The organism is Streptomyces sp. NPDC060366, assembly GCF_042725135.1.
In the GTDB taxonomy this organism is placed as follows: Bacteria; Actinomycetota; Actinomycetes; order Streptomycetales; family Streptomycetaceae; genus Streptomyces.
The window spans coordinates 190,518-208,003 of the sequence record NZ_JBHXDC010000001.1 but is presented as its reverse complement, the minus strand read 5'-3'; the positions used below and the strand labels follow the sequence as shown (position 1 = coordinate 208,003).

The following is a 17,486-nucleotide window of genomic DNA, read 5'->3' as shown; positions in this document are numbered from 1 at the left end:
GGTCGGCCCTGTGATTGGCTGCGTCGGTGAGCCATGAACGCATCTCTGTCAGGCGCCGCGACAGCTCCGACCTCGACGCGTGTGTCCGTGTACTGGCCGAGGTTCACGAGAGCGACGGCTACCCGGTCAACTGGCCCCAGGATCCGGCGGGTTGGCTGACGCCGCCGGGGTCCTCCGCGGAGTCGTCGGCCGCCTGGGTGGCGCTGCTCGACGGCGTCGTCGTCGGGCACGTCTGCCTCTCCCCGGCCCGGCCCGACGACGCGGCGCCCGGCCTCTGGAGCAGCCGTACCGGCACCGGGCCGGAGAAGGCGGTGGTGGTGAGCCGGCTGTTCGTCTCACCGAAGGCCCGAGGCCACGGAATCGGCGCACTCCTGCTGGCCGAGACCGTCCGCGACGCCCGTGGGCGCGGGCTGCATCCCGTACTGGACGTCGTGACGTCCGACCGGTCGGCGGCGGCGCTGTACGAACGCCAGGGATGGACGCTGATGGCGACGGCGGAGCAGCGGTGGGGGCCGGACGGTCCTGGTGCACTGCTACACGGCGCCGTCCTGAGAGCACCGGCCGAGCAGCAAGGGACCCATCCCGCCGACCGCCCCGGCCCCGAACCGGCGCGCCCGTAACGCACCACACCCCCCGACCGGCCGTGAGGCCCGTCGAGGGGTGTGACACACCATCAGGTGAGCCGCCGCGGCTTCAGTACCGCAGCCTCGACAGATGGCGGTAGCTATTACGGGCCGTGGCGAACGGGTCCTTCGGCGAGTCGTGCTCGACCAGCCACTGCCGTACGCCGCCCCGGTGCGCCGTCTCGAACATCTCCGCGAAGTCCAGGACTCCCGAGCCGACGTCCGCGAAGTCGCCGTTCGGAGCCATGTCCTTGACGTGCAGCGCCGGGAAGCGCGGGCCCTCCTCCACGAACAGCCGGCGCGGGTCCGCACCGCCCTTCGCCGCCCAGTAGACGTCGAGTTCGAAGCCCACGTACTCGGGGTCGGTCTCGTTGAGCAGGATGTCGTACAGCACCTCTCCCTCGACCGTCCTGTGGTCCGCGTCGTGGTTGTGGAAGAGCACCGGGCCGAGACCCGACTCGCGCGCCACCCGGCCCGCCCTGTTCATAGCGGCCGCGGCCTCGCGGTAGCCCGCGGGGGTGTGCATCGCGGTCGGCAGGCTCGGTACGACGACCCACTCGCCGCCCAGCGTGTGGACGTCCGCGATGGCCTGCTGGAGGCCGGTGCCCGCCACCGTGGCGTAACCGACGTGCTCCAGAACGGCCTTGAGGCCGACATCGTCCAGCACCTGCCGGATCTGGGTGGCGTTGAGGCCGAACCGCCCGCTGACACCGACCGTCGCGTAGCCGATGTCCGCCAGCTGCTCCAGCGTCCCCGCGAAGTCCGTCGCCAGGACGGACCGCATGGTGTACAGATGCATGCCGATGCCGCCGCGCGGGATCCGGCGCCGGCACCGCGGGTCGTGATGCCGGCCGGACTCCGCCGCGTGGGCGGTGGCCGTCGTCGACGCCAGTCCGACCGCGGCCAGCCCCGCCGCCGCCGTACCCAGGAACGCTCTTCGTGTGCCCTTCACGTGACCTCTTCTCTCGGCTCGTTCAACTCGCTTGAATGCGGCTCGCGTTGATCCGTCGCTCGGTGAACTCACTTCGCGTGGATCTCGACGGCGCCGGTCGTCGTGTCGCCCTTGTCGTCGGTGACCGTGAGATGCGCCGTGTAGGCGCCCGGCCGGGTGTACGTGTGGGTGGCGTTCGCGCCCTGCTCACCCGTGGGCTTGGAGTTGTCGCCGAAGTTCCAGCGGTACGAGGCGACCGTCCGGCCCTCGGCGAGCTTCACCGTGCCGGTCAGCTTCGTGGCCAGCGGCGCCGCGCCCTCCTCCACCGATGTCGCGACGGTGACGTTCGTGCCCGGCTTGCGCTCCACCCCGCGGCCGTTGAAGTGCAGCCAGTCGAGAGACAGCACGTCCTGTCCGTCCGGCTTCCAGTCCGGGTTGCTGAAGACCGCGTACATCTTCACCGTGCCGCCGACCGGCCTGAGATGGGTCGTCGGTGAGATGAAGTTGGTCCAGTTGCCGGTGTTCGGAATGGTCACCGAACCCATCAGCGGGCCGGTCGGCGAGCCGTTGCGGAACTCGATGGTTCCGCCGGTGCCGCCCGACGACCCTCCGACGGTGACGGACTGGACACCGGTGAGATTCACCGGGTCGTACGCGACCCAGTCGCCGTGCTCGACCTCGATGACGCGCTTCCCGCCGGACGCCTCGGCGCGGGCGCCCACCGTGACACCGCCGTTCTCGCCGCCGGTGGAGGTGAAGAACTCACCTTCGCGGTAGGAGGACTTGAGATTCGATGTTGCGGTGCCCGTCAGTGCGGGAACGCCTTCACCCTCGCCGCCGTCGTCCTTGTAGCTGGCGGTGACGCGGTAGAAGAGGTCCTGGTCCGCGTGCTCGTCGGTCGTCGGGACGGTGAACTCACCCGAGCAGCCCTGCTTGGACTCCACCGCGTGCAGCGTGGTCCCGTGACCGAGCCGCCCTTCGACCTTGACGCGCTCGCAGTCGATCTGCGCGCCCTTGCCGTCCTCGCGGTCGGTGACCTTCACCGTGAAGGGCACGGTGTCACCGAGGCTGAACATGCCGCCGTCCGGGGCCTGTTGGATGGTGAGCACCGGCCGCGTGTTGCCCACGGTGATTTCCTGGGTGGCCTGCGCCGACAGCTTGTCGGACGCGGTGACCGTCAGCCGCGCGGTGAAGACGCCCTTGTCGGTGTAGATGTGGGTCGGGTTGGCCTTCGTGGAGTCGACGGTGCCGTCCCCGTCGAAGTCCCAGGCGTAGGTGACCGGCTTGCCCCCCGGCAAGCCGGAGCCCTCGCTGGAGAACTTCACGCTGCGGGGGCCCGGACCGGTGTCGGAGGTGGTCGTGATCCTGGCGGTGGGCAACTGGCCGTCGCCGATGTAGTCGACGCGGTAGATGCCGGTGCCCTGGTTGATCACGCCCGTACGGCCGGCGCCCGAGCCGAGCCCGAAGTCGATGACGTACATGGAGCCGTCGGGCCCGAACTCGGACTCGAACAGCTGGTTCCACTTCATGTCGGTGAAGATCTTGTTGACCGACTGGATGTCACCCGCCTTCGCCGGCGGGAAGCGCGGGTCGCTGAACGACTGGTCCTTCTGCTGGACGGAGAAGGTCTTGAACCAGTTCTGGCCCAGGTCGTAGGCGAACCACTTCGAGTCGAAGTACTCGGGGAACTTCGTCGGCGACGTGTTGTCGGGGTCGTAGTCGTAGACGGGACCGCTCATCGGCGCACCGCCCCCGCCGACCTCGGGGAACTGGGGCGAGCCCGAGTACAGGTAAGGCACCGTCGCCGGCACGGCGGGCGGCAGCTCACGCAGACCGGTGTTGTTCGGCGACTCGTTGACCGGATTGGCGCAGTCGAACTTCGCACCCGAGACCTTGGTCGCGAAGTCGTAGTCGTTGAACGGGGTGTTGGCACCGATGCAGTACGGCCAGCCGAGGTTCGCCGCCTTGGGAACGCGGTTGAACTCGACCGTGCCCTCCGGGCCGCGGTTCGGGTCCGCCGCGCGCGAGTCCGGTCCGTAGTCGCCGACCAGCAGCGCTCCGCTCTTCGGATCGGTGGTGATACGGAAGACGTTGCGCAGCCCCATCGCGTAGATCTCGGGACGGGTCTTCTCCGTACCGGGCGCGAAGAGGTTCCCCTCCGGGACGGAGTAGGTGCCGTCGTCCTCGGGGGTGATGCGCAGGACCTTGCCGCGCAGGTCGTTCGTGTTGGCGGAGGTGCGCTGCGCGTCGAAGACGTGCCGGCCCGCGCGCTCGTCGATCGGCGTGAAGTTGTCCGAGACGAAGGGGTCGGTGTTGTCACCGGTCCCGATGTACAGGTCGCCGTTCTTGTCGAAGGCGAGCGAGCCCGCCATGTGCACGTTGGCGCGCTGCTCGTCGCGGTCGGTGGCGAACTCCAGCACACGCTTCTCGGACGCTGGGTCGACGGTGTTGCCCGTCAGCGTGTAACGCGACAGGTTCAGCTGTTTCTTCTCCTTGTCGGAGTGCAGGAGATAGAGCCAGTTGTTCTCCGCGAAGTCCGGATCCAGCGTCAGCCCGATGAGCCCGTCGGACTGCTCCGTCATCTTGCGGCTGAACTCGAAGTCGAGCGCGGTGGTCGTCTCGCGGGTCGCCTGGTCGAGCACCTGGAGCTTGCCGGTGCGCTCGATGTAGATCACCCGGCGGTCCGGGGTCACGGCCAGTTCGTAGGGGTCGGAGAGGTCCGTCGCCAACTGCGTACGGGTGAACGACCCCGTCTTGCTCGCGGAGCAGTCGCCGGGCTTGTTGCCCGCCGCCCACTGGATGCCGCCGAGCAGGTGCTTGAGGAAGTTCTCCTCCTCGAAGGCGGACGAGTCATGACCGCCGGCGGTGAACCAGGAGCGCCCGCCGTCGTAGTTCTGGCACCAGGACCACGGATGGTCGACGCCCTCGTCGAGCCCGGTGATGCCGTCGTTCACCTTGATCTGCGCGAGCGTGTGGACCTTGCCCGTCGGATTGGTGCGCCAGTTGTACCACTCCTCCGAACGCTCCCAGAGCTCCGGAAGTCCCTTGGTGGAGGGGTGCGCCTGGTCGAGCACCTTGACGCGGCCGGTCTGAATGGCGGGGTGCTTGTCGAAGATCGCCCCCGTCAGGCCCTCGTACCAGTCCCAGTCACGCTCACTCGCGGACGCGGCGTGCAGCCCGACCCAGCCGCCGCCCGCGCGGATGAACTTCTGGAGCGCGGCGCGCTGGGAGGTGTTCAGCAGATCGCCGGACTCCGGCGTGGAGTTGGTGTTGTTGAAGACGATCGCCTGGAAGCGCGCGAGGTTCGCGTCGGAGAAGACAGTGGCGTCGTCGGACGCCTCCACCTCGAAGCCGTTCTCCTCACCGAGCTTCTTGATGCCCGCGATACCGGCCGGAATCGACTCGTGCTCGAAATTGGTGACCTTGGAGAAGACCAGGACACGGTACGGCGCGGCCTCCGCGGGAGGGGGCGAGGCGACCCCGAGTCCGAGCACGAGAGCGAGCAGTGCTAGGACGACGGTGAAGGGCGTCAGGGCCCTTCGCGATCGGCTTCTGTGCATGGGGGGTCGTTCTGGTGGACGGCTACTCACGGGCGCTCCCGATGCAGGTGGCGGCTACGAATGGGTAGAAAGCGCTTTCTTAAGTACGTCGCATAGCGTAGGTTCCCTGCTTCCGGAGGGTCAATGGGTCGGAAGCGCCCACTGCGGTAGGGGAGTTGCGCGAACCGGAGTAATCCCGTCCGGCCGGGCGATTTCCGATGCCGTGGGCTGAATGCGGCCGACCCGACGGCCCGGCGCGGCCCGGCCCGGCGCGGCGCGGCGCTGTCGAAGGGGTGGAGGGTCGGCGCGTGGGACACCGCTGTGTCGAGCCCTTCGGTTGTGGAGGCCGAGCACACGCGACTGGGGGCTGTCCCTGGCCGTGGGGCGGCTAAAGCGGTTCGTGACCACCGGTCGGAGTGCGGTATTGTTCTCATGCGCGTTAGGCCAGGGGAAACCCCAGGTCAGGCGGGCATCGGGACGTGGCGCAGCTTGGTAGCGCACTTGACTGGGGGTCAAGGGGTCGCAGGTTCAAATCCTGTCGTCCCGACTGGAGACAGTCGCAGATCAGGGCCGGTTTCGGAGAAATCCGAGACCGGCCCTTGATCTTTTCTGGGGACCAGGTGGGGGCCAGTCCAACTCCCGGTCAGCACCGCCGGCTTGGAAAAGGCTCGCTGATTCACAAGTCTTGACGACAGCGCGGTTCAGGGCGATGCGGTGACCGGCGCCGGCCGACCGAGGGGCGCGCACCGGCGGCGCTTGTCGGGAAGCAGCTCGGTGATGCCCTGACCGTCGCAGTGCTCCAGCAGGGGAACGGTGACGCGTCGGGCGGTGTTCAGGGCGCGGCTCGCCGTTCCCACGGTGAACGGCTGGTCGAGTTCGCTCAGCCGGTCGGCCGCCAGCCGGGGGGCGTCCGGTAGTAGCACCACGTGCTCCGCGAGTTGCAGTACCGCTCCGTGGCGGACAGCCGCGGCGAGTTCGCGGCGGCCGAAGCCGAGTTCGGCGAGCCGCCGGGCGTGAGGCGCGGCAAAGGGCCCGTGAGCGAGCTCCGCGGCGAGTCGGTGTACCGCGTCCGCCACCGCGGCGGGCAGTGCCGCGCGCCCGGCGGTCACCCGCCCGCGGCTCATCCGCAAGGGCGGCGTGACCAGTGCCTCCACCAGAGAGACAGCCGGCAGCCCCAGACGGTGCCGGGCGGCCTCGACCGGCATCCCCTCCTCGATGGGCCGCTGGGAGCGATAGGCGGTGACCAGTTCGGTCAGCCGGGCGCTCAGAGCGGCCCAGTGGGCGGGGTCCGCAAGCCAGTCGCCCGCGACCGGAGTGGTACGGACGGCCACCCCCATCGCGGTCAGCTCCCCGCGCCTGACCAGCAGCCGACGCCGTAGCTCCGCCGCCTCGTCCGGAGTGCCGCGAGCGTCGCCGAGTTCTGCCGCGCGCCGTGCCGCGGCGCCCCGGCGCCGCAGGTCCGGTGGCTGGGGGTCGAGCACCTCCAGGCCGGCCAGCACACGCCGCAGACCGGGATCGCGCAGCACCGCGCGGTCACCGATACGCAGCGGCAGTGGCGCCGGAAGGGTCAGCCGGGCGATATCGGCACCGAGCGGCCGCACACGTACGGGCACGGCCGCCGAGCCGATGTGGGCGACCGCGGTGCGGGGCAGTGCCGCGGCCGGTGTTCCGCCGCGTAGGCGCACGTCGCAGCGGAGGCTGGGGAGGAAGCTTTCGGGAGTGAGCAGGGCGTCGCCGCGGCCGGTCGACTCCTTGTCGAGATCTCTGAGGTTGACGGCGACCCTGGCGGTGGCCCGCACCAGGTCGGTTTCCTCGCCGAGGGCCTGTAGAGCCCTGACCCGCACGGGGCGGCCGGTGCGTGAGGTCACCAGGACATCGCCCCTGCGGATCCGCCCCGCACCGAGCGTGCCGGTGACCACGAGCCCGCTGCCGCGCACGGTGAAGGCCCGGTCGATCCACAGCCGCACCGGGGATTCGGCGTCCCCGTCCGGCAGCCGGACGGCCAGTCGGCCGAGGGCGGCGCGCAACTCCCCGAGGCCCGCGCCGGTGCGGGCGCTGACGGCCACGGCCTCGACGTCGCCGAGGGTGCTGGAGCGGATCCGCTCCAGCGCCTGTGCCGTGGCGGGGCCCGGGTCGGCCAGATCGCAGCGGGTGACGGCCAGCAGTCCATGCCGTACACCCAGGGCGTCCACGGCGGTGAGGTGCTCGGCGGACTGCGGCTTCCAGCCTTCGTCGGCGGCGACGACGAACAGCACGGCGGGCACCGACCCCACGCCTGCCAGCATCGTCGGGACGAACCTCTCGTGTCCCGGTACGTCGATGAACGCGAGCCGCTCGCCCGTCGGCAGATCCGTCGACGCGAAGCCAAGGTCGATGGTCAGACCGCGGCGCCGCTCCTCTGCCAGCCGGTCGGGGTGGCTGCCGGTCAGCGCCTGGATCAGTGTGCTCTTGCCGTGGTCGACATGCCCCGCCGTCGCGATGACCCGCATGGTCACAGCCCCGCCGCGCGTAGCACCGCGGCCAGGATGTCGCCGTCGCACCCCTGCGGTACGCACCGCAGGTCCAGCAGCAGCCGACCGCGCACCACCCGGCCGAGCACCGCCGGTTCACCCGTGCGCAGCGGCGTCGCCAGGTCGTCGGGGAGGCTGAGCGCACAGGACGGCAGGGCGGTCCCGGGGGCACCGCCTCCTCCCACCACCGCCTCGCAGGGCACGACGTGCGCGTCCAGACCGTGGCGCGCCACATCCTCGGCCAGGCGCAGCGTGCGGGTGCGCAGCTGCCGCAGCGGCATGTGTACGGCCGCGTGCACGGGTGGCTCGGGGCCGCGCAGTGTCGCTTCCAGCGCGGCCAGGGTGAACTTGTCCACGCGCAGAGCGCGGGCCAGCGGATGCCGCCGCATCCGTTCCACGACGCCGGCCCTGCCGAGGACCAGCCCCGCCTGCGGACCGCCGAGCAGTTTGTCCCCGCTGGCGGTGACCAGCGTGGCCCCGGCGCGCAGGGCCGTGGCCGCGTCCGGCTCGTTCGGCAGCACCGGGTCGGGAGTGAGGAGGCCGGAGCCGATGTCGACCACCACGGGCAGGCCCAGCGACGCCAGTTCACCGGCGTCCACTCCCTGGGTGAAGCCGCTCACCGTGAAGTTCGACGGATGGACCTTGAGGATGAAGCCGGTGTCCGGGCCGACGGCGTCCGCGTAGTCGGAGAGACGGGTGCGGTTGGTGGTGCCGACCTCGTGTATCCGGGCACCGCAGGAGGCCAGCAGTTCGGGTATCCGGAAGCCGTCACCGATCTCCACGAACTCGCCCCGGCTGAGCAGGATGCCGCGCCCCGGGGCCAGCGTCACCGCCGCCAGGGCCAGGGCTGCGGCCCCGTTGTTGACCACATGGACGTCCTCCGCGGCCGGCACCGCCTCCCGAAGGGCCGCCATGGCGCCGCGGCCGCGCGGCGCTCGTCTGCCGGTCCCCAGGTCCAGCTCGACGTCGGTGTATCCGCCGGCCGCCGCCATCGCCTCCAGCGCGGACCGCGACAGCGGGGCCCGTCCCAGATTGGTGTGCAGCACCACTCCGGTGGCGTTGTGTACGGGGCTCAGGGCGGCCGCCCGTGCGGGGAGGGCGGCAAGCGCGGCCTCGACCGCGTCGGCCGGGCCGATCCGTCCGTCGCGTACGGCCTGCTGGGCGGTGGCGACCGCGGCCTTGACGAGGGGCCTGCCCAGCCGTGCGGACGCCTCGTCCAGCCGGGGATCGCCGAGCAGCACCGTGGCGCTCGGCACCTTCCGCCGGGTGTCCGTCGGCGGCTGCCGCGTCTTGTCCGCCACCGTGCACCCCGATCGAAGTCAGCGGAGGCGGACGGGAATCGAACCCGCCTGGCCCGGTTTCCGGACCACACCGATTTTGAAGATCGGGAGGGGCACCAGCCCGCCCAACGCCTCCGGAGCAAGATTCTGATCGCCGCACGCTGCTGGGGCAAGAGGTGAAATGATCGTCGTATGACGACTGTTGGCCCCGCCACCGGATCCGCCGCGCCCGTACGGCTGACCCAGTACGCACGAGGCGGCGGCTGCGCCTGCAAGATCCCTCCGGGGGAGCTGGAGGCGATGGTCGCGGGACTGCTGCCGCCCCCGAGCCCCGGACAGGCCCTGGGCGGCGACGAGGACCGGCTGCTGGTCGGGCTCGACGACGGCGACGACGCCGCCGTGGTGCGCACCGGTGACGGCACCGCCGTGGTGTCGACCGCCGACTTTTTCACGCCTGTCGTCGACGACGCCCGCGACTGGGGCCGAATCGCCGCGGCCAACGCCCTGTCCGACGTATACGCGATGGGCGGCCGGCCCCTCGTCGGGCTCAACCTGCTGGGCTGGCCCCGTGACGTGCTGCCCGCGGAGCTGGCCGGGGAGGTCCTGGCGGGAGCGCTCGACGTCGCCCGTGCCGCCGGCTGCTTCGTCGGCGGCGGCCACAGCATCGACAGCCCGGAACCGCTCTACGGAATGGCCGTGACCGGCCTGGTGGATCCGGACCGGCTGCTGCGCAACGACGCGGGCAGGCCGGGAGTGCCGCTGACCCTGACCAAACCGCTGGGTGTCGGAATACTCAACAACCGCCACAAGCGGACGGGCGAGATCTTCGCGCACGCCGTCGCCGTCATGGCGGCGCTCAACGACAAGGCCAGTGCCGCCGCCTTGGAGGCCGGTGCCGTGTGCGCCACCGATGTGACCGGATTCGGTCTGCTGGGCCATCTGCACAAACTGGCGCGGGCCAGCGGCGTCACGGCCGTGGTGGACGCCGCCGCCGTCCCCGTGCTCGACGGCGCCCGGGAGTCCCTGCGGGCCGGGTACATCAGCGGAGGCACCCGCCGCAATCTCGACTGGGTGCGTCCGCACCTGGACGCGGGACGGGCGAGTGACGACCAGCTGCATCTGCTTGCCGACGCGCAGACCTCCGGCGGACTGCTGGTCGCCGGGGAGATACCCGGCCATCCGGTCATCGGGGAACTGGTGCCCGCCGTGGCCGGCACCACGCTCGTGATCCGCTGAGGGCTAGGGGCTGTCCGGCGGATCTTCGTGGATCAGCCCAGGGCGTCTGGTGCGGTGCATCGCAAGGCGGAGGATCGTGCTCGTACTGGCCGTACTTGAACGAGTCCGACAACGCAGCGAGGTGCCGTACCAGGCGTCCTGGGCCCGCGAAGATCCGTCGGACAGGCCCTAGGGACGGCCGCGGGCCCGAAGGCCCGCGGCCCGGCCGCTACTTGTAGCGGATGTGCAGGTGGTTGTCGTGGTTCGGGTAGCTCGTGGTCAGTCCTTCCGAGATCAGCTGCGGATCGTTGAAGAAGATCAGCTGGACATGGCCGGGGGCCTTCGCCCGGATCTCCTGCACGAGCCTGCGGGTGGCCGCGCGGTCGTATGTGCTCGACTGCCAGGTGATACGCCCCGCGGTGCACTGCGCCGAGTCGGTGCGGATCGGCCACACGTCGATGTCCATCCCGACCTGGTGGCTGCCGTGGCCGGGTATGGCCCCACCGTGCTCGAAGCCCGCGTCACCGACCGGCAGTTTGCCGTTGCCGGTGGTGGCGAATGTGGCGGCGGCGGCCTCCAGTTGGCCGACGGCGCCGGCGGTCGCCCAGTGGGCGCCCGCGTTGCCGTCGGGGCTCTGCGCGCACATCGAGCCGCCGCCGAAGTTGATGTTCTCGTAGTGCCACAGAAGGTTCTGCCAGGTCGTCGGCCCGACGACGCCGTCCGCGCCGATTCCGGCGTGGGACTGGAAGGTACGGACGGCGGAGTTGCTGCCGGCTCCGAAGGCGCCGTCGACCGAGAGGCCGGCGCCCCTCTTGGCATTGAGCAGCGACTGGAGGGCCTTTACCGCCGGGCCGTTGTCGCCCTGTCGTACGGTGATGGCGAGCGCGCCCCAGGTGGCGGGCCCGACGATGCCGTCCGCGGCCAGCCCCTTGGACTGCTGGAAGCCCACCACGGCGCTGTGCGTGCCCGAGCTGAAGACGCCGTCCACCGTCACGGTGCGGCCGTGGGCGGCGAGCAGATGCTGTAGCGCGACGACGTCGGAGCCCCGGGTGCCGCTGCTCGTCAGCGGGAACGCGGCCTGCGGGAAAGCGTGCGCGGGGACGCCAAGTCCGAAGAGCAGGCCCGCCATCGCGGTGAACAGCGTGATGATGCGTGCGAGTCGTCTCACGATTTCCTGCCTCACTTTCCTGTTCGCTTCTGGGCTCACTTACCTGCTCACTTCCCCGACTGAAGGGCGCTCCAGGTGGCCGGTCCGACGATGCCGTCGGCGCCGAGCCCGCGCGAGGACTGGTAGTCGCGTACGGCCTGGGCGGTGCCCGAGCCGAAGGCGCCGTCGATGGCCACGGTCCGCCCGAGCGCGGCGGTCAGGGCGCGCTGCAGCCGGGTGACGGCCTCTCCCGTCGAGCCGTTCTGGACGGTCGGGGTGGATCCGCGGGACAGCAGAGCCGTCCAGGTCTTCGCACCGACCGCACCGTCCGCCGTGAGCCCCTTGCTGGTCTGGAAGTTCCGGGCGGCGGTGGTGGTGGCGGACCCGAAGATCCCGTCCGGGGTACCCGGGTCGAAGCCGGCGGCGTCGAGCAGGCACTGGGCCGCCTTGACCTGGTCTCCGGACGAGCCGCTCTGGACAGTCGGGTACGCGGTGAAGTTGAAGTTCGCCCCGGTGCAACTGGGCGGCGGCGGAGTGCCGTTGCCCACGTCCAGGTAGTCGCGGTCGATGTTGATCGAGTAGCCGCCGTAGGACTCGGTGACCTCACCCGCGTATTGGTGGATCCGCTGGTGGTTGGACCAGTAGTTGGACGGCACGTAGGAACCGGTGTTGGTGTCGGCCGCGCCGTTCCACCACGCGTAGAAGAGGTGGTCGACGCGCGTATATGCGCCGTTGTTGTACTCGTCGGCGGCGTCCTTGATGCCGGAGGCGGCGCTGGAGTAGAGGCCCGACAGATAGCCGCTGGTGTGCAGCCGCTCGGTCCAGCCGGACAGGTACGACATCACGGACGCCTTGCAGGAGGCCGTGGAGGTGTACGCCTCGATGTCGCTGTAGATGGCGCTGCCCGCCGGGATGCCGAGGTTCGACGCGGCGGTGATGGCGCCGGCGGCGGCGGTGACTCCCTGGGACTTGGCCGTGGCCGGATCGGTGGAGATCTTCAGCGAGTAGCTGGTGCACGGTGCCTGGCGGCCGACGTCGATGGGGAACAGACGCCAGCCGTTGTTGGTCTGGGCGGTCACCCAGCTCGCCGTCAGATTCGGCTGGGAGCAGGCCCGGAAGGAGCCACTGATGTAGACGCCGACCGCGCTGTACGGCGAGCTCGCCTGCCAGGCGTTCATGGCGGCCCCCGAGGGCGCGGCACAGGCGTCGAAGCCCTTGCCCAGGTAGCTGCCCGGCTGCGGCCCCGCCGCGGCCAGGGGGGCGGCGTCGGACCGCTGGGCCGCGCGGGGCAGCACGGTGCGCTCGGCGTCGTTGGTGAGGTCGGCCGAGGTGAGAACGTCGCGCACCAGGTTCTCGGTCCGCGGGGTGTGGGCGGCGGTCACGAGGACGCCGGCGTCCTCGACCGCGATCTGGATGGTGTCGTTGCTGGACGCGGCGGTCGGGGCGGTGGCCTTGCCGCGCTGGGTCCGCGCGGTCGCCGCCGTCGCCTGGCCCGCGGAGCGGGCGGTGATGGGCTCCACGACGATGCCCGCCGTACGGCCGACGACTCCGGAGGGGCAGTCGTTCTGGTCGGCGGGCTCGCCCAGGTAGACGGCGGGTCTGTCGAACCGGAGACAGGCGCGCGGGTTCTCGGCCAGATCGACCACCTGCCATTCGGCGGGCACCTCGATGCGGTAGCCGTGGTAGGTGACGGTCTGCGGGCTCTCGGAAGGGGAATCGGCCACGGCGGAGCCGGGGACGGCGAACGCGCCGATACTGGCGAGCACCGCCAGCAGGGCCGTTCCGGCGCGGGCGCGCCAGGGGGTGCGGGACGACATCAGAGCACTCCTACTCGAAAAGTGGGGAAGAGAGTGTGGGGGAGCGGCGCCGGGAAGGTACGAGTCGGAACGTGCCGTTCAGACGCCGCGATCGGGCGGCGCCGACCAGGAGCGGCTGGTGCGTCGGTCCATGTGGGCGGCATACCACTCGGGAGGGCCGCCATGGTCATGACAATGGCGAGCGAGTCGCCTTGAACGCGTCAACATCGTGCCTCCGTGATGAGTCCTTCCCGCGTCCCCGCGTACGGGCCGAGGCGAGTTTGGCGTCCATGACCGTCGCGTGTCCACACCGCCACCATCTGCCACAGGACCAGACCTCCGGCACAACTACCCCGCAGGCCAAGGCAGTTGTGCCCTGTCACGAGATCGGGCGATGAGGTCATTGGAAGATCGCGCAGGCGGCGGCGGCGATCAGCACGGAGCACAGGACGGTCATGCCGCTCAGCCGCCGCGCGAGCAGACCGTCCCAGCGTGCCCCGTCTCCGGAGAGCCTGCGCAGAGCCGGGGTGAGCGCCCGGCCCGCTCCGAAGCCGAGCCCGGCCGCCAGCGCGGGCACGTAGGAGCCCCCGGACAGCAGCACCGCGACCGCCAGCGCGTACGGCGCACTCGCCGAGACATAGGTACGCACGCCCGTACCGAGCTCGAAGCCGAACTGCAGGGCGCCACGCGCCAGATGACGGCGCAGTACGTCCTGCGGTATCTGCCGGGCGTTCTGCGGCAGCCGGAGCGACAGCTTGCCCGCGTCACGCAGCGCGGCGAGCAGCGCGACGGCCACGATCAGCCCTTGCCGCACCTCGGCCGGAAGCGGTGTGAAGAGACCGGACAGGAGCCACAGCACTCCGGCCGTCAGCACCCCGCCGGCCAGCAGGCCGAGGGTGAACACGCCGAGGACCAGCGCCTGTCTGTACGTTGCTCGCCAACCTGGCGAGGCCAGCGCGAACGCGCTGTTGCGCGTTCAAACGGAGCCGGAGAGCGAGTAACCGGCCAGACCGCCGGTGATCGCCCAGGTCAGCATGGGGGAGTAGAGGGCGGCGGCGACCGCCGCGATCCCCAGGACCACGAGCGGCAGGGCCGGATCGGTGAGCAGCGCCCGTACGGCACGGGCGCCGCTCGGCCGGGCCGCGGGACGGCCGGTCTCGCTCATCTACACCGTCCCGGTCAGCGTGAGCCAGGTGTTCTGACCGACCACACCGTCGGCGGTCAGGCCGTGCAGGGACTGGAACGAGACGACGGACTGCCGGGTGAGCGAACCGAAGTTGCCGTCGACGGTCAGCGCGGAGCCGTGCTTGTTGAGCTGCCGCTGGGCGCCGCGTACGGCATCGTTCACGTCTCCTTGGCGCACGGTGACGACCAGTACCGGCCAGGTGGCCGGACTGACGCTGCCCGTGGGGCTGAGTCCGTTCGCCGACTGGAACGCGTCGACCTGCGCCTCGGTGTCCTGCCCGAAGATGCCGTCGGCGGTCGCCGGATGACCATGGTGGGTGAGCAGGTGCTGGACGGTGTGTACGTCGGGCCCGGTGGCGCCGCGACCGAGGGTGGGCCAGCTGACGGATCCGGGGCAGTCGCAGTCGGTGGTCCAGCGGCAGATGGACTTCACCCAGCCGGAGCCGGTGTCGCGGTACCCGTCGTGGCAGCGCCGCTCGATACCGCAGCCGCAATTGCCGCAGGCCGCGCTGTAGCGCCACAGCCAGCCGTCGTAGGTACCGGCGTAGCACTGGTTGGGCCGCAGCGTCCAGGTGACACCGTCCGACCGGTGGAAGCCGGTGTTCGTCCCCGATGTCACGCACGCGTCGGCATAGATGGTGCTGGGCCCGCAGCCCGGGGAGCAGTTGTGGTCCGTGGCGTAACTCGGGCACGCACCGGTCCAGATGTCGTAGCCGTCGGCATACGCCTGCCGGGCGGCGGTGAACACCCCCAGCGCGGCAAAGCCCGCGGCGGTTGCCGCCTGTAGCACTGTGCGCCTGGACGGCGCGAAGGACGGCAGAGCCCCGCGCCTGGTCCGAGGTCCGCGGCCAACGCTCCCCGAGGAGCGCAGCGTGGGCACGTCGTCCAACGAGGTCACGGCAGACTCCTCGGCGTTGCGGGTTGGATGTCGTCGAGCAACCGCAACAGCGCGGTGGGTGAACCGAGCGGCTCCGAACGCGCGATCCGGCCCTCCGGATCGATGGCCACCGCATAGGGGGTGGCGGGGATGTCGTAGGCCGTGAACAGCTCCGGACGGTGATCCCTGATCGGGACGGCGCCTTCGTCCGTCTGTGGCCCGGCGCCCGCGTAGAGCCCGAGCAGCTGCGGGGCGGCGGCAGAATCCTGGCGGATCGTCCAGGCTCCGGCCTCCGCGAGCACCTGGCCGCAGGTGCGGCAGTCGGCGTCGAGGAAGATCAGCAGCGCGGCGCGGCCCGGCGACAGGAGACCGTCGAGCCCGGCCGGATCGAGCCCCGGCGCCGACGCACCGGGTGCGATGCCCACCCGGCCGGGGTGGTGCGGCTGCGTTCGTGACAGCTGGTGCACCTGCCTGATCAATCCCGAGACGACCATCGCGAGCAGCGCGATCGCCACCCACGAGGCGATCACGGCGCTGGTGGTGAAGTCCATCGCGTCGACACTCCTTCGGCAGTCCGGTGCACGGCGGTCCCGGTCGGCTGGTGAACAGCGGCCCTGGTCGGCAGGTGAACGGATGCCGCGGTGGGCTCGTGCATGGCGGCGGGCAGGGACCACAGCAGCACGGTGCAGGCACAAGCCGCGAGCAGCAGTGTGATCAGCTCCGCCGCGGAGTGCTGTACGGGCCCGGCCCCGGCGAGGACCGCGCCGGCCAGGGCGAGCCCGGCGAGGGCCACGGCCCGCCGGGTCACCCAGCGGCTCAGGGGCACATCCTGGTGTGAACAGCCGCACGGTCCTCCGCGGCCGAGGGCGAGAACGTGTCGCGTGTAGCCGGCGTAGAGCCCGAACAGGGCGGTCCCCAGGGCGAGTACGGCCTGTAGTCCCCGCTGGTGACCCGTCAGCAGCGCGGTCGCGCCGCCCACCCCCAAGGCGCCCTCCACGAAGGGCACGACGGCGGCGGCGAACCGGCGGAGCCGCGGGCCCAGCACACCGTGCGCCAACAGCGCCTCATCCAGGGCAGCCGGACGGGCGGCGTGCGAACCCACACCGATGAACAGGCTCAGCACGACGATCGAGGCGGTCAGTCCGCCGTAGAAGCTGATCACCGCCGGCTCACCCGGTGTGCCGCAGCGCGAGCCGCCCGACGAGCTCGGGCACCCGCTCGACGGAAGTCGACGCCAGTGGCACCAGCGTGGCCCAGATTTCGGTGGAGGAGAGCACGAAGAACGGGCTGCCGTCGGAGAGCGTGTCGCGGAACAGCTCACCGGACGCGACCGACACCCCCTTCCAGGGCGGAAGTTGGGCGGTGTGTTCCTTCGTCCGCCGGGACAGCTCCAGCAGCCCGAGGCCGGGCACCTCCTTGATCAGCGTCGCGGGTCGCGCGAAGGCGCTTCCGGCCGACCGATCGGGCTGGAGGATGAGCCCGTGCTCGCTCTCCGCGACACGCACCGACCGGAGCAGGCCGAGCACCTCGGCCACGCTCAGGCCGTACAGCCGGGTCACGAGTGCGTGGCGCTGCCCGCGCCACACGACAAGCGACGGTCGCTCCACGAGCCCTGAGCGGGGCTCGCGCTCGATCGACTCGAAGATGCGCAGCGTGCCCTTCTGGAAGGTGAGCTCGGACTCCGGTGACGCGAGGCCCAGAGAGGCGGCGACGTCGTCCCCCAAAGAGGCCGGCCCGGCGGTGAACTCGACCAGCCGGCCACCGACCACCACCTCGACGGCCGACGTGCACGGCGACTCGAGGTCGAGGTCGCCCTCCAGGTGATACGTCCCTCCATCGAGGGCGCGATGAGTGACGAACGATGCGACCATGTGCATCCTCCCGGGGAGGGCGGGAGTCTGTGTGTGACACCGCTGCCGCAGGGCAATTTAGGCAATAGTCATGCCCCTGTCAATCATCCGGCCCCGGCCCCGGCGCCGAGTCGAGGCGGGCGCCGACCACCCGTTCCTCCCACTCCGGCGTCGGCCGCTTCACGATCCTCACCCGCCACGGGCTCTGCGGCGGGTACCGGACCACCACGACACCCCCGGCTGGTAGTCGGGCAGGTCCGCGACGTTGATGTCCTAGTTGAACGCGACGCGGTACGCCGGACGGTCGTCCGGCGTACCGTCAGATCGAACCGCACCGCCACGTCGCTGGTCGCCTCACCCCCGACCGCCTCCACGCTCTCGACCACCGCGAGCGTCGTACAGGGCGCGATCGCCGCCTCCCGGGCGCGCCTCGGCGCACCGGCGAGGAAGAGGACCAGGCCGTAGGCCGCGGGCAGACCCGGGCCGGTGACGAACAGCGGCACGCTCTCGATGATGCCGCCGCCGACGCACCT

14 protein-coding genes, 2 tRNA genes and 1 pseudogene are annotated in these 17,486 nt (G+C 70.9%); 3 read left to right on the top strand and 14 right to left on the bottom strand.

The genetic code is table 11. The features are described 5' to 3' along the window. The first annotated feature begins 26 nt into the window (after positions 1–26). Positions 27–620, top strand: coding sequence for a GNAT family N-acetyltransferase (locus ACFWHU_RS00805; RefSeq protein ID WP_387222915.1), 594 nt, complete (start codon positions 27–29; stop codon positions 618–620). Positions 621–693: 73 nt separating this feature from the next. Here the strand turns inward: ACFWHU_RS00805 and ACFWHU_RS00800 are convergent, their stop codons facing one another. Together ACFWHU_RS00800 and ACFWHU_RS00795 are read right to left on the bottom strand one after the other, a co-directional pair. Next, the gene (locus tag ACFWHU_RS00800) at positions 694–1,575 is read right to left on the bottom strand and encodes a sugar phosphate isomerase/epimerase family protein (RefSeq protein WP_387222913.1); all 882 of its coding nucleotides are present in this window, start codon (positions 1,573–1,575) and stop codon (positions 694–696) included. A gap of 68 nt (positions 1,576–1,643) precedes the next feature. Further along, the gene (locus ACFWHU_RS00795) at positions 1,644–5,114 is read right to left on the bottom strand and encodes a ThuA domain-containing protein (RefSeq protein ID WP_387222911.1); all 3,471 of its coding nucleotides are present in this window, start codon (positions 5,112–5,114) and stop codon (positions 1,644–1,646) included. Positions 5,115–5,566: 452 nt separating this feature from the next. On the opposite strand from ACFWHU_RS00795, the gene ACFWHU_RS00790 reads away from it, so the two are divergent. Beyond that, positions 5,567–5,640: transfer RNA gene (locus tag ACFWHU_RS00790), tRNA-Pro, on the top strand. A gap of 154 nt (positions 5,641–5,794) precedes the next feature. Here the strand turns inward: ACFWHU_RS00790 and selB are convergent. The 3 genes from selB to ACFWHU_RS00775 form a co-directional block, all read right to left on the bottom strand. Then, positions 5,795–7,582 (bottom strand): selenocysteine-specific translation elongation factor, encoded by a 1,788-nt coding sequence (selB, locus tag ACFWHU_RS00785; RefSeq protein ID WP_387222909.1) that lies wholly within the window; start codon positions 7,580–7,582, stop codon positions 5,795–5,797. A 2-nt stretch (positions 7,583–7,584) separates the two neighbouring features. Beyond that, positions 7,585–8,904 (bottom strand): L-seryl-tRNA(Sec) selenium transferase, encoded by a 1,320-nt coding sequence (gene selA / locus ACFWHU_RS00780; RefSeq protein ID WP_387222906.1) that lies wholly within the window; start codon positions 8,902–8,904, stop codon positions 7,585–7,587. A gap of 21 nt (positions 8,905–8,925) precedes the next feature. Further along, positions 8,926–9,019, bottom strand: a tRNA-Sec gene (locus tag ACFWHU_RS00775). A 56-nt stretch (positions 9,020–9,075) separates the two neighbouring features. Here ACFWHU_RS00775 and selD point away from each other — a divergent pair. Further along, positions 9,076–10,119 carry a selenide, water dikinase SelD gene (selD, locus tag ACFWHU_RS00770; RefSeq protein WP_385793185.1) on the top strand — a complete coding sequence of 348 codons (1,044 nt, stop codon included), beginning with the start codon at positions 9,076–9,078 and terminating at the stop codon, positions 10,117–10,119. A 208-nt stretch (positions 10,120–10,327) separates the two neighbouring features. Here selD and ACFWHU_RS00765 read toward each other — a convergent pair whose 3' ends face one another. From ACFWHU_RS00765 to ACFWHU_RS00725, 9 genes and pseudogenes are all read right to left on the bottom strand, one after another. After that, positions 10,328–11,266, bottom strand: a complete 939-nt coding sequence (locus ACFWHU_RS00765) for a penicillin-insensitive murein endopeptidase (RefSeq protein ID WP_387222904.1) — start codon at positions 11,264–11,266, stop codon at positions 10,328–10,330. 47 nt (positions 11,267–11,313) lie between these two features. Further along, entirely contained in the window at positions 11,314–13,062 is a 1,749-nt protein-coding gene (locus tag ACFWHU_RS00760; protein ID WP_387222901.1) for a glycoside hydrolase domain-containing protein, read from the bottom strand. Between the two features lie 379 nt (positions 13,063–13,441). Beyond that, the gene (locus ACFWHU_RS00755; RefSeq protein WP_385793189.1) at positions 13,442–13,945 is read right to left on the bottom strand and encodes a hypothetical protein; all 504 of its coding nucleotides are present in this window, start codon (positions 13,943–13,945) and stop codon (positions 13,442–13,444) included. Between the two features lie 72 nt (positions 13,946–14,017). Next, positions 14,018–14,206 carry a hypothetical protein gene (locus tag ACFWHU_RS00750; protein WP_387222898.1) on the bottom strand — a complete coding sequence of 63 codons (189 nt, stop codon included), beginning with the start codon at positions 14,204–14,206 and terminating at the stop codon, positions 14,018–14,020. Continuing rightward, a complete protein-coding gene (locus tag ACFWHU_RS00745; RefSeq protein ID WP_385793191.1) occupies positions 14,207–15,124 on the bottom strand; it encodes a peptidoglycan-binding protein in 918 nt (305 codons plus the stop codon). After that, a complete protein-coding gene (locus tag ACFWHU_RS00740; RefSeq protein ID WP_387222896.1) occupies positions 15,121–15,654 on the bottom strand; it encodes a hypothetical protein in 534 nt (177 codons plus the stop codon). Before ACFWHU_RS00740 ends, ACFWHU_RS00745 begins: the two co-directional genes overlap by 4 nt. Continuing rightward, positions 15,630–16,265: a MauE/DoxX family redox-associated membrane protein gene (locus ACFWHU_RS00735; RefSeq protein WP_387222894.1), complete on the bottom strand. Its 636-nt coding sequence runs from the start codon at positions 16,263–16,265 to the stop codon at positions 15,630–15,632. The genes ACFWHU_RS00740 and ACFWHU_RS00735 overlap by 25 nt, the downstream gene beginning before the upstream one ends. Positions 16,266–16,272: 7 nt before the next feature. Beyond that, the gene (locus ACFWHU_RS00730; protein ID WP_387222892.1) at positions 16,273–16,974 is read right to left on the bottom strand and encodes a hypothetical protein; all 702 of its coding nucleotides are present in this window, start codon (positions 16,972–16,974) and stop codon (positions 16,273–16,275) included. Between the two features lie 94 nt (positions 16,975–17,068). Continuing rightward, positions 17,069–17,468 (bottom strand): annotated as a pseudogene (locus tag ACFWHU_RS00725) (hypothetical protein); the annotation flags it as partial. Positions 17,469–17,486 lie beyond the last annotated feature (18 nt).

Bases quoted from the DNA above. Each gene is read 5' to 3' on its own strand.
- ACFWHU_RS00795 (WP_387222911.1), bottom strand. From the start codon at position 5,114: ATGCACAGAAGCCGATCGCGAAGGGCCCTGACGCCCTTCACCGTCGTC.
- ACFWHU_RS00760 (WP_387222901.1), bottom strand. From the start codon at position 13,062: ATGTCGTCCCGCACCCCCTGGCGCGCCCGCGCCGGAACGGCCCTGCTG.
- ACFWHU_RS00740 (WP_387222896.1), bottom strand. From the start codon at position 15,654: ATGGACTTCACCACCAGCGCCGTGATCGCCTCGTGGGTGGCGATCGCG.
- selD (WP_385793185.1), top strand. From the start codon at position 9,076: ATGACGACTGTTGGCCCCGCCACCGGATCCGCCGCGCCCGTACGGCTG.
- ACFWHU_RS00750 (WP_387222898.1), bottom strand. From the start codon at position 14,206: ATGAGCGAGACCGGCCGTCCCGCGGCCCGGCCGAGCGGCGCCCGTGCC.
- selB (WP_387222909.1), bottom strand. From the start codon at position 7,582: ATGCGGGTCATCGCGACGGCGGGGCATGTCGACCACGGCAAGAGCACA.
- ACFWHU_RS00730 (WP_387222892.1), bottom strand. From the start codon at position 16,974: ATGGTCGCATCGTTCGTCACTCATCGCGCCCTCGATGGAGGGACGTAT.